The sequence below is a fragment of the Chitinophaga sp. Ak27 genome (genome assembly GCF_012726295.1).
Lineage (GTDB): Bacteria > Bacteroidota > Bacteroidia > Chitinophagales > Chitinophagaceae > Chitinophaga.
In genome coordinates this window covers 341,280-353,716 of sequence record NZ_JABAOB010000008.1, presented here as the reverse complement: position 1 = coordinate 353,716, position 12,437 = coordinate 341,280, and the positions used below count along the sequence as shown (strand labels likewise).

At 48.7% G+C, this 12,437-nt stretch carries 9 protein-coding genes; 2 read left to right on the top strand and 7 right to left on the bottom strand.

Annotated features, from left to right (window positions below; all coding sequences use genetic code 11):
* Positions 1-202 precede the first annotated feature (202 nt).
* Complete coding sequence (locus HGH90_RS25380) at positions 203-727, top strand: dihydrofolate reductase family protein (protein WP_169192151.1); 525 nt, start codon at positions 203-205, stop codon at positions 725-727.
* Positions 728-771: 44 nt separating this feature from the next.
* Here HGH90_RS25380 and HGH90_RS25375 read toward each other — a convergent pair whose 3' ends face one another.
* Positions 772-1,158: a tautomerase family protein gene (locus HGH90_RS25375; RefSeq protein WP_168766512.1), complete on the bottom strand. Its 387-nt coding sequence runs from the start codon at positions 1,156-1,158 to the stop codon at positions 772-774.
* Positions 1,159-1,161: 3 nt separating this feature from the next.
* Positions 1,162-1,548 carry a cupin domain-containing protein gene (locus HGH90_RS25370; RefSeq protein ID WP_168766511.1) on the bottom strand — a complete coding sequence of 129 codons (387 nt, stop codon included), beginning with the start codon at positions 1,546-1,548 and terminating at the stop codon, positions 1,162-1,164.
* 88 nt (positions 1,549-1,636) lie between these two features.
* Between HGH90_RS25370 and HGH90_RS25365 the strand changes: the two genes are divergently transcribed.
* Positions 1,637-2,515 (top strand): LysR substrate-binding domain-containing protein, encoded by an 879-nt coding sequence (locus tag HGH90_RS25365; protein WP_169192150.1) that lies wholly within the window; start codon positions 1,637-1,639, stop codon positions 2,513-2,515.
* 99 nt (positions 2,516-2,614) lie between these two features.
* Here HGH90_RS25365 and HGH90_RS25360 read toward each other — a convergent pair whose 3' ends face one another.
* The 5 genes from HGH90_RS25360 to HGH90_RS25340 all read right to left on the bottom strand — a co-directional run bounded on the left by HGH90_RS25360 (position 2,615) and on the right by HGH90_RS25340 (position 12,429).
* The gene (locus HGH90_RS25360) at positions 2,615-3,316 is read right to left on the bottom strand and encodes a DUF3823 domain-containing protein (RefSeq protein ID WP_168766509.1); all 702 of its coding nucleotides are present in this window, start codon (positions 3,314-3,316) and stop codon (positions 2,615-2,617) included.
* Between the two features lie 11 nt (positions 3,317-3,327).
* Entirely contained in the window at positions 3,328-5,280 is a 1,953-nt protein-coding gene (locus HGH90_RS25355; protein WP_169192149.1) for a RagB/SusD family nutrient uptake outer membrane protein, read from the bottom strand.
* Between the two features lie 19 nt (positions 5,281-5,299).
* Positions 5,300-8,458, bottom strand: a complete 3,159-nt coding sequence (locus tag HGH90_RS25350; protein WP_169192148.1) for a SusC/RagA family TonB-linked outer membrane protein — start codon at positions 8,456-8,458, stop codon at positions 5,300-5,302.
* 69 nt (positions 8,459-8,527) lie between these two features.
* Positions 8,528-10,582, bottom strand: a complete 2,055-nt coding sequence (locus HGH90_RS25345) for a beta-L-arabinofuranosidase domain-containing protein (protein ID WP_169192147.1) — start codon at positions 10,580-10,582, stop codon at positions 8,528-8,530.
* Between the two features lie 2 nt (positions 10,583-10,584).
* Positions 10,585-12,429 carry a glycoside hydrolase family 2 protein gene (locus HGH90_RS25340; protein WP_168766506.1) on the bottom strand — a complete coding sequence of 615 codons (1,845 nt, stop codon included), beginning with the start codon at positions 12,427-12,429 and terminating at the stop codon, positions 10,585-10,587.
* Positions 12,430-12,437: the final 8 nt, after the last annotated feature.

The window sequence follows — 12,437 nt, the reverse complement described above, 5'->3', positions numbered from 1 at the left end:
TAGACAAACAATCACCATCAGCTTTTGCTGATAAAGTGCCGAAATTACCATCTAAACAAACGCCCCGCTTGAATCTTAACAGATATTTTTTATCACACTATTATTTTATACGATAATTTATCAATGTGATTTTTCAGCATCGATAAAAGGAAATTTTGTACAATTTTAAACCCTCGCTTATCCTCACCTTTGTAAAAAAAAGATGAAGCAAGTAAAAGTTTACACGGCGATGAGCCTGGATGGATTTGTGGCCGACAAAGCAGGAAAAATCGACTGGCTGCTGGGGTTTCCTAATCCGGAAGGTACCGATTATGGTTATGCAGATTTCTTTGCAACGATCGATACCACGTTGATTGGTCATACTACCTATAAAGACATTTTGGCGATGGGCGATTTTCCGTACACAGAAAAAACCAATTATGTTTTTACGAGAGATCGCAGCCTCACCACCGCACCCTATGTAACATTTGTCAGCGAAAATATCATCGACTTTGTACGGGAGCTAAAAGCCGGAACGGGTAAGGATATATGGCTGGCGGGCGGCGGACAGCTGAATGGGGCATTGTTGGCAGAAAATCTTATTGATGAAATGATCCTCCATGTTATTCCAATTGTATTAGGCGATGGCATTCCTGCTTTCGGCGGTATTCCGATGGAAAAGGTTTTCCAGTTTACAGCAGCCAAACCATATAGCAGCGGCGTGTTGGAACTACACTACAAAAAATAACCGCATACGCTGTGAGGATACGGGCATCCTCACAGCGTATACCATTATTTCCCTACCATCTGTGCCACTCCTTTTCCAAATGACCAATCGGGTAATTCGTTCTCCACTAATATAATCACCACATCATTTTCACTCACCGGCGTAGTAGCCGCAATACGGCTGGCGATAGTTTTATACAGCGCCTGCTTCATTTCCACGGTTCTGCCTGAACGGGCAGTAATGCGTATATAAATAAGGTTGTTCGAATGAGGCACATCAAAATAGCTATCGGGATACAACAAATCTTCTGGCTGCATTACGTGAATCACCTGGAAATAATCTTTTTCCGGGATGAGGAAATGCGCCATGAGGCCTTGGTGTATGGCCATGGAAATATCTTTTTTGTTAGCCGGGGAGAGATGGGCGCCCAGATAGATCTGTACGAAAGGCATATATTACTTTTTAATGATGATAGGCGGCTGACCTTTTTTCAACAGGTAAACAGCTACAAAAGAAGCCGGTTGATCGGCATGTGCATTTTTAAATTGTGTAATCTCTTGTCCCGCTACTTCACGGAAGGCATCGCCGGCATGTAACACGACGGCAGTCGCCCCGGCAGGCTGGTAGGTAATTTCGCCCGATACAATATAGCCGTATACTTCGCCTGGATGATGATGCACGGGAGCGCCCTGCCCCGGCGCCAGGGTGATCTGGTCCATCCTTACTTCTTCTATGCTGAAAGCGGGTAAGTCTTGCTGCAATAGCTGCTTACGCACCGGCGCTGTTTGTGCTGCAGTCGCGCCTGCTGATAATATAGCCATGGCTGATAGTAATTTCTTCATGAGAAAATGATTTCATTACAAACTTACGTAGCTTTCATACATTTGCAATATTGAAACATTTAACCAAATACTTTAATAAAATCAAACTATGACCACCGACCTGCTGGACCTAGATTTGTTGCGCACATTTGTGCTGGCAGTTGATCTGAATAGTTTTGCCAGAGCCGCCGACCAGGTAGCCCGCTCCCAATCGGCCGTAAGCCTGCAAATGCAGCGACTGGAGGAAATGACGGGGCACCAGCTGTTTATTAAACAGGGCCGGGGCTGGCAATTAACAGCCAGCGGCGACCTGCTGCTCGGCTATGCCAGGCAATTGCTCGATATCAACCAGCAGGCTGTGGCCGCCCTCAGCGCTACACAGATTGCCGGCAAAGTACGGCTGGGCATACCGGCCGACTTTGCAGAGAGTGGATTACCTACTGTACTGGCGCGCTTTGCGGCCGTACACCCCCATATGGAAATCGAAGTGACCATCGATAGGCAGGCTCCCCTGGCTCAACAACTGGAAAGTGGAAAGCTGGATGTGATTATTTCTTTCGGAAAAACAATACCGGAAAATGCCATCCCCATTGGTTCGCTCCCCGTCCGATGGATTGGCAGCAGTCAACATAGCACTATCACCCGGCAAGATCCTCTTCCCCTGCTCTTATTTGAAGCACCCTGCTTCTTCCGCAAAATAGGACTCAATGCCCTCGAAAAAATAAACCGCTCCTGGCGGCCTGCCCTCACCAGCGGCAGCCTCGCCGGTATGTGGGCGGCTGCGCAGGCAGGACTGGGCATTACCATCCGCACGGCCATGGGTCTTCCGGCAGGATGCTCCGTACTCAACGGCGCTTCCGGACTGCCTTCCCTGCCGGATGTGGAGGTATTTATGCTTACCTATAAAAAATCGCCTTCGAAAGCAGTGAAGAGACTGATAGAAATCCTGCATGAAACAATTGCAGCAAGCATAAAGCAGAAAGCGTAAAGCAGAAAGCTATTGTAGCGAATGCCCGGAGCGATTTTTAATTCGCCAAGATCATACGTGACAATAGCTTTCTGCTTTACGCTTTCTGCTTTATGCTTACTACAAAACTATTTCCTGCACACCTGAAAAAATCATGTCTTCTACTCCCGCTACTTTTAACCCGATACGGGCAAATACTGACTTCTGCGCAGGCACCACATCCGGGATATCTAGCTGCAGGCTTACATTAGTAGGGTCTGTGATAGCCGAGCCTGATTTTTCCACGGTTTTGATGCTATTACGTCCATCTACAAACTGATTTTTACAAACATAGAGCGCTACTTTTTCCACGTTCCGGGCGTTGGCATCAGTAATAATCTTATCAATGCGGAAGGTGGCGGACAGCGAACGACCGGTGTTGGCGAATTTGGGCGTACGGATCATATAATAAGGCATTACTTCTATATCCTGTTTTATATTGCCGGAAACATTCAGCAGCATGGTATCTGTACCTGTTCCTTTATCGGTTAAAGAGCGGAACGGCCCTTGCGAAGCCGGAATAACCAATTTGTAACTGGCATTAAACAGTAATGCTGAAAAACTGCCATCCTGGCTTACATTCACATTTATCGCTGTACTTTTTCCCCAGCCGGGCTCCCATAGTTCAAAATACACATCGTTATAGCTCACATTCACGGGTTCCCCCTGGTATACCAGTCTCCCACTGAAGGTGCTGGCCGGCGCCGGGTAGTTATCTTTCTTACAGGAAGCGACACCTGCTACCAACGCCACAAACAGTATACTTCTAACTATTATCTTCATCGTTATTTGTTTTACTGGTTAGGATTCTTTACTATTTTAGGATTATTACTACGAATGTCATCGCCTATGGAGCTGTAGTAATTCCCGATCCGGAACTTGTGAGCAGAAGTAACCGCACCGGGCAGCACTTGTTTAAAGATATATTTCCCATTATTCGGGCCTCCCGGATCATACACTTTATATGGCCATAACGCAAATACGCGGGTACTTACAGCTTCCGGATCGCCGGGGTTGGTAGTAAGCGGTACGCTTTCACCGTTCCATACTTTATGGGCCAGGCGCCAGCGTTTCATATCCCAGAACTCATGCCCTTCAAAGGCCAGCTCTACTTTCCTTTCATGTACAATCCGGCCGAAGGTAATATCGCCGGGTGTAAGTGGGATGGTAAATCCAGCCCTTTCTCTCACCTGGTTGATATAACCGGCGGCAACGTCTGCCTGTCCCAGTTCAAACGCCGCTTCTGCCGCATTCAGCAATACTTCTGCATACCGGTAACGGATCCACCACACCTCGCTCTGGGTACCGATACGACCCGAACCTACGGTAGGATCCATATATTTCCTGACAATGAAACCAGACTGCGCGCTGAACTCCAGGTTGTTTACCGGGCCATCATATCCTACCACCTGCACATCTGGTCCGTTAGGCTCCAGCTTACCTTTTGCACCGAAATTATCCCCGGTTACGATGCTGCCATTATTACGGATGTACCCTGCCCAGATATCCACCGGCTTGTCTTTAAACGATGACCCGGGCAGTATAACTGTAGCGGCTAAACGTGGATCTCTATTGGCAAACAGGTCCTGCGGGTCGCCGTAATACACATAGCCACCGCCGGGAGCATTGATGGGCAACGGTGCAAAAGTATTATCCAGCAGTTCGAACGACTGCACCAGGTTAAGCGAAGGATTGAGGCGCCCACCCTGTTGCTCCTCTGCATTGGAGCGGGGCTGGCTCCAGAGAGTCCAACCCTGTACCCTGCCACTTTGCAGCTTGTAATCCTTTGCAAAAATTACTTCCGGGTTAGAACCTTTGTCTATAAAGAGACTGACAAAGTTCTGTGTCAGGTTATCGCTGTTCTTCTTATACAGCGAGTAGCTACCACTGTTGATCAACTCCTGGGCTGTTTTCAGGGCAATCGTATAGTAGCCATTTGCTTTGGCAGCGGGAATACCTACTTCACCGCCAGGCAGCGACACTTCCGGTGTGGTGGCGCCATACTTGGCAATGGAGGCCGCATACAGGGCAGCCCTGGCTTTGGTTGCCAGCGCCAGGCCTACTGTTACCCGCGTTTTGCTGACCGGGCTGGACGGAACATATTTCTTGATGGTATCCATCTCGCTAAGTACAAAATCATAAATATCAGACTCCTTTGCCCTCGCATGTTGCAGGTAGGCCGGATCTCCCTTATAATCATACTGCAACGGCTCCAGGATCAACGGCACGCCACCCAGCCTCTTCACTTCTTCGAAATACACCACCGCTCTCAGGTACCGTGCTTCCGCAATGAAGCGGTCTTTTACGTCCTGCTTCAACTTTACAGAGGTAGCACATTTAGCGATAAAAGTATTCAGCTCACGGATATAAGCATAATCCCAATAGGTAATCTCGCCCCGGTCCTTTACCATCATACCGGGAAACACATAGTCATACTCACTGGCTCCATGCCTCCAGTACTGGCCATTTTCAGATGCGAACGCTTCATCAAAACGGGCAAACTCCGCCCAGTTATCAATGGTTTGGGTTACCATGGAAGGGATAGGAGTGTTATTATAATCGGTCTGGCGATCGGGATAACGATCGTATAAATCAGCCAGCACTGACAATATCAGCCCTTCATCATTCCATAACTGCTCATCCTGCAATACATCTGTGGGCGGTACGTTCAGGAATTCTTTATCCTTATTGCACCCTACATTTAATGTGAGTGCGACCAGTCCTATATATAGCAAACTCTTTTTCATAACTCATTTTATTTATTACTTAGAAAGTAAGATTCAGACCCACGTTGATCAACTTATTCTGCGGATACTGCAACCCGTTTTCGTCTGCAATCTCAGGCTCTATACCCAGGGATTTCACATTGTCTATTGAAAACAGGTTATAAGTATTCACATACACCCTGGTCTTCTTGATTTTCACCCTGTCCAGTAAATCCTGTGGCAGTGTATATCCCAGCTCCAGCGTTCTTAACCTCACATAACGTACATTGTGCAGCCAGAAAGTAGACGGTTTGTTGTAGTTGCTGTGGTCGCCCCGGTTAAACCGCAATGGAGGGTTCTTTCCCGGGATCCATTTGCTGTTCACATCAAAAGGATCTTCGCGGTGCCAGCGATCGTCGTAGAACTGACGGAGCAGGTTACCACCATTTTGGAAAGGCCAGCGCATTTCCCAGTTCTGGTTGTAGGAATACATCGCGCCGCCGGAGAAATCGGCCGCAAAGTCGAAACCATTCCATCTTACGCCCAGGTTAAAACCGAAGTTAACGGTAGGGTTACCGGTGGTTTGATAACCAATGGGGCGCATGTCCCGGTCGTCGATCACATTATCGCCATTCACATCTTTGTAAATAATATCGCCGGGCAACAGGGTTTTATTTCCCTGGCCATCTACATTAACAGGATACTTGTTGATTTCTTCCTGAGACTGGAACTGCCCGATGGCCTCATATCCCCAGAAAATATTGCTCCACCTGTTTTCCTGGGAATTCCGGTAATGATCCCAGGAGTTGCCCCACACAGGCTTATAGGACTCCAGGAAACGGCTCCTGGAATAAGACACGTTACCACCTACTACAAAATTTACTTTCCGGATATTGGAAGTGTATGCAATGGAAAACTCGCCCCCCTTCTGGGCATCGCTGTTTACGTTTTCATCCGGCAGGTTGTAGCCAATTTCACTGGGCACCAGTACATCGTACTTGCGGCCACGCAGCCCGGAACGCTTACGGTTAAACCAATCGATCGAGCCATATACTTTACCATTCCACAACTGGTAGTCTATGCCTATATCCGCGATCTTACTTACAAACCACGACAGGCGGTTATTAGGTACCCCTTTATCGCGGGAACCCCTGATCACGGTGCCATCCAGTATCACGGTAGAAGTCCCGTAGGTATAACCCGGCATATAGTCGTATGCACCGATACCAATATCATCATCTCCCAGCTCACCATAGGAAGCGCGGAGTTTCAGCTCTGTTAATACGGAACTGCCGCCCATCCAGCGTTTGAAGAACTGCTCCTCTGTTAGCCGCCATCCGGCAGAAATAGAAGGGAAGAAGCCCCATCTTTTATCCGGTGAAAACTTCCAGGAACCATCATAACGGCCGGCGAGTTCCAGGAAATATTTATCGCTGAAAGCGTAGGTGAAACGGCCTATGTAACCCACGCGTGCTTCGCTCCAGTCTTTGTCGTCATAGGTGTCCATATCGGAAAACTGCAGCAATGGCAACAGGTTGCTCTTGGGTACGGCGTGTACCCATACATCCAGCTCACGGCGCTTGATGCGCTCAGATACCACGGTAGCGCCGATCGTGTGCCGGCCGAAAGTATTATTATAGTTAATTTGTCCCTGCACTACATTTTCCAATACCTTATGCGTACCTCTCTCCCGCCATGGATTGGAGCTTCCGCCGGTGCGGAGGTAGGTATCTGTTTGCGGCTGATACGTATAGGTATCGTACGTATATTCGTGACCGTTCATCAGCCTGTCTGCAAAATAGTACGAGTACATGCCTTTCAGCGTCAGTCCTTTGATGGGTGTTTCATACGACGCATTGAAGTTGGTTTGCAGTACCCGCCAGTCTTCGGTCCAGTAGCCGGAGATGGCTTTGGTTTGCACCGCCCAGTTCTCCGTATTATGACCGATGTCGTTCGGGTAAAGCGGGTTATCGTTGGCATAGGGCCGTTCTGTAGGGCGGTTGCGGAATAAGGCAAAACGGGGCGCCCAGTAATCATCACCGCCAGGTACGCCGGGATTATCCCTTTCTTCAATACGCCCATTGATCTGTACGCCTACTTTTATCCGTTTGGCTACCTTGGCATCCACATTACTTTGTATGTTGGTACGGTTGAAATCAAACTCTCTTCCCAACACTGATTTCTGATCCAGGCGGGTAACGGACAGATAGTAGTTAATATTTTCCGTTCCCCCGGTGGCATTTACGTTAACAGAATATTGGGGGGCATTTTTCTTGATGATGAAATCATACCAGTCGAAGCTGCGATACCCCTTTTCTGTGCCGGCTTTCCACTTATCCAGTTCTGCCTGGGTAATATCGGTATGCGGATTTTCCGCATTCATCTCTGCATCGGCTTTGGCCAGCATCCACTCATAGGCATTTACTGTTTTGGGGAAGCGCGACCAGTTTTGCCATCCCGTATAGGCGTCTACGTTAATCGTATTGCTGCCGGCCTTTCCTCTTTTAGTGGTAACCACTACTACGCCATTGGCCGCTCTTACTCCATATATAGCTGCAGAAGCATCTTTCAGCACAGAAATACTTTCAATATCGTTGGGGGAGATGTTGTTAAATTGGCCGGCATCCTTCTGGATTCCATCAATCACATACAATACGTTTCCGAAGTTACGCACCTGGATATTGGCGGCGGCGCCAGGGCGGCCATCGGGCATCCGAAAACTCACGCCGGGTATTTTACCTGCCAGCGTAGCGCTCACCGTGGAGGCATGCACCCGTTCCAGGTCTTTGCTGGTAACGCCGGAAATGGCGCCTGTCACCGATTCTTTTTTCTGGGTACCATAACCTACCACAATCACTTCTCCCAATCCTTTACTATCTGTTTCCAGTTTTACATGCTGTACATTTTTGTCGCCTGCGGGCATTTCCTGTTTAACGTAACCCACATAGGAAAATACCAGTATGGCATTTTTGTCGGGCACCGACAAACTGAAAGCGCCGTTGGCATCGGTGGAAGTCCCTTTGGAGGTGCCTTTCACGCTTACCGTAACGCCGACCAGGGCCATGTCCTTGTCATCTGTTACTTTACCTGAAACAATGATATCTGCCGGAGCAGCGTGGCCCGTAAGGGCGCAGAAGAGCAGTAATACCGACAGTAGCGGGCATAGCCCAGCCAGTATTACATTCCGCATTGGGATGCGGATACGTAATCGCTTTTTCATAACATTATTTTTGTGTGGTTTATTGGTTTATCAGTTTTTCATAACTGTCAGTTTTGGTTGATCTTGCAATTACTTTACAACGGGAAATGCTACGATTCTTACCTTGGTACATCCATATGGTACCAGGCTGATGGTTTCTTCCTGTTCGTTTACACGGCCTTTATAAATACCATTTCTATCTGTTACGGGTTGTGGCGCTACATCATCTACCAGCTTCCATTCCGGGATTTTTTTCCCGGTGGTGGTAATTGTTACAGGGGCATGCTCCAGGTTCCAGACAAACTGGTCAGTTACCGGTTGCACCTGCGTTATCTTCAGGTATTGTGCGGGTGATTGAATAATTTTTTCCGGGAGTCCATAGTTCCAGTCGCCGGCCGGATATACACTGAAATAATCACCTTCCGCATCATCATGTCCTTTTTCCCAGCGTTCTCCTAACTTCAACGCATATACGACAGGTCCTCGTTCGATGGTACGTGAGTTTCGTCCCCAGTTGGAGGTACGCAGCTGCATAGGCAGTTGCAGGGTCACCTGGTCGCCATTACGCCAGTTGCGCTCCAGGGTGATTACCTGGCCACCTTTTTCACTGCGCACTTTCTCGCCGTTGATTATCACCACCGCTGCTTCACACCAGGCAGGGATGCGCAGCTGCAAAGGAAATGATACCGCCTGTGACATTGCCAGGTCGAAACGCACCTGCTCTTCAAACGGGTAGGCAGTTACTTCTTTAATCGTTACAGCGGTATTTGTTTTTCCTACTTTAGCCGTTACTTCATTGGGACTGTAAGTAAGTGCAGCCAGGCCATTGCCGGCAGTGCTGTACCAGAGGTGCGAAGCGAATTTCGTCCAGCCCTGGTGCATATTAGCCAGGCAGCAGGTATAGCCGCTTTTCATGCCCAGCACATTATTCATTTCCCGGTCAAACGGCAGGGAAAAATTAAATACGCCCCTTTTGATATTGACCTGGTTGGCCATCTGGAAATACTGCTTATTGTTGTAGTCGTCGGTGGTTTGCGTAGGCAGGGCATTAAAGGTCATGCGCTCCAGGGCATCCATATAAACAGGATCGCCGGTGATACTAATAATTTCTTCCAGTGAGAACATAGATTCTACGATGGCGCATAGCTCCGTTCCCTGCGTAGGGGCGTTACCGTGCAGGTCCTCATCAGCAGAAAAAATACCCATGGGCAGTCCATGCAGGTGCATCAGGTCGGCGAAACCCGTGTGCAGATCCTCCAGGTATTTCTTGTTGCCGGTACGCTGATAATCCAGCGCTGGCGCCTTGAGGCCCATTCCTACATTTACGCCGTGGCGGCGCATCCAGTACTGATCGTTCTGTTGTGCAGCAGCGTCTATCACCCAGCTGCGGTTGCCCAGCCAATCGCTCCAGGCAAATGCCTGTGATTGCAGCAGGTTGGACAGCTCCAGCAACTGCTTATCTTTGGTGATCCCATACAGCCATTGTGCTATCATCACATTCTCCGCTCCCCGGGAAGTGGCCCATTCAGTCCATTTACCCAACGGACATTTTTTCAGGGCTTGTAACTGGTAATTAAAGTACCGCGTCATAAAAGATAAAACGCGGGTATCATTTGTCGCCGTATAATACTGTTGCAAAACCTTTAGCATCACCATCTTCGGCCACCAGTCTTCGCCCTGGTCGGCATTATCCAAATTGATGGTTACATTACCAGACCGCTCTACATTAGTAACCGGGCCGAAATAGCCGGAAGGCCGTTGGTGTTGCAGGGTCCAGTCAATATATCTTTTTGCTTTCTGTTGCAGGGCTTTATCATCCAGCAGGTAAGCCAGGGGAACGGCGCCATCGAGCCAGTAAGGCGTTTCTTCCCAACCATCGCCTTTTCCACCCAGCCAGCCATTGTCTTGCTTCACCTTATTGTAGACTTCATCCAGGTGGCCAGTGGTGCCGTCACGCATGATTTGCAGCTGATGCCGTAACCATCCCTGAGGCCTAATAGCACCCAGTGGTAACGGCTGATATACAGGTGCTACAAACGACGAGGTGTCTGCACTGGTAACCGGCGGATGCGATGCATCCGCCGTTGTTATTCCCACAGAAAAAACAGAAAGAATCAATAAACCAAACTTCTTTCGTTGTTCCATTATCAGGGTTTTAAGGTTACCAGTGCTGGATTATATAATTTCTGATGTACTTGTTTCAGTTGTTCTACCGGTACCTTCTGCACTTTACGGTCGTAGGTCATTAAACCGTTAATCTCGACTTCTACATCGGTAGTCTGTGTATATACAGCAGCCGACAATCCCTGTTTAATCAGTGTTTCCAGGCGATCCGTAAATCCGCTGTAGCGTTTAAACAGGTCGTTGGCATTCTTAAAGCTCTGGTATCCCCAGTTATCTTTTTGTTGCCAAACATGCCCATCTACCGGCAATCCCAGTCCTCCGAATTCTCCCAGCACGATAGCGCGCTTGTCGCCATAAACAGCCGGATCCGGCATGGCTGGCTCCGGATAGTTATGCAGGTCGATGATAGGTCCTACGGGATAGAAGTTACCACCGCTGGCAGTATTCACGAGGCGGGAAGGATCTTTCTGCATAGTCCACTGGGCGATGTCCATCGTTTTAAACTGGCCCCATGCTTCGTTGAATGGCGTCCATACTATGATAGACGGGTAGTTGTATAAGTGATCGATAATAGCATTCCATTCTTTCCGGTAGTAGCCTTCCGATTCGGGTGAGCGATGCTGATCGGTAGCGCGATCGATGATACCGGGACGTGGCTCCCAGCCATTACCCAGGTCGCCACTGGGCATATCCTGCCATACCAGCATACCTAACTGATCGCAGTAATAATACCAGCGGGCAGGTTCTACTTTGATATGTTTACGGATCATGTTAAAGCCCATGGCTTTCGTTTGTACGATATCGTATTTCAGGGCTTCGTCTGTAGGTGCGGTATACAAGCCGTCGGGCCACCAGCCCTGGTCCAGCGGGCCAAACTGGAATACAAAGCGGTTGTTCAGCAACATGCGCTGGATACCATTGGCATCTTTACCAATAGAAGATTTGCGCATGGCGAAATAACTTTTTACTTCGTCTATTACTTTTCCTTTACGCGTTATCGTTAGTTTGAGATCGTACAGGAAAGGTGATTCCGGTGACCACAATTTGGGCGACGCAATTTTCAATATGGCATTGTCGCCACTGATCACTTGCTCGGCTACTTTATTGGCGCCGTCGAAAGCGGCTACTGTTACTACATCACCGGCTTTTGCATTGGCCACATTGGGTGTTACGGTAAGCGTTTGCTGATCAATATCCGGTGTTTGGCGGGTGCCGGCAATATAAGTATCTGCTACGGCTTCTATCCATACGGTTTGCCAGATACCGGTTACAGGCGTATACCAGATGCCTTCGGGTTTTACCACCTGTTTACCTCTCGGCTGCGGACCTTCGTTGGTGGGGTCCCATACCCGCACTACGATGTCTTGTTTGCCTTTTTTAACCAGGGAGGTGATATCCAGTGTGAATGGATCAAAGCCACCTTCGTGCTGACCTGCTTCCTGTCCGTTCACGTATACGGTAGTACGCCAGTCGGATGCGCCAAAATGCAATAATATCTTCTTTCCCTGCATGGTGCCGGGTAACGTAAGCGAGGTATTATACCAAAGTTCGTTGTCTTTACCTACGTTGCGGCCTACGCCTGATAAAGCCGATTCCACGGCAAAAGGCACCAGTATCTTTCCATCCCAGGTGGCAGGTTTTTCCTTTCCTTTTGGTTGGATAGCATAATTCCACAGGCCATTCAGATTTTTCCAGTTGCCTCTTACCAGCTGCGGACGTGGATATTCCGGCAAGGTAGCGGCAGGTGATACCTTTTCACTCCAGGGCGTAGCAATTTTACCAGCCACCATTTTCCATTCCTGCTGTGCGTTGGCGGCGTTCCACCCCAATCCTAATGCCAGCGCAAAAAATAGGTACGTCTTTTTCATATGTATAC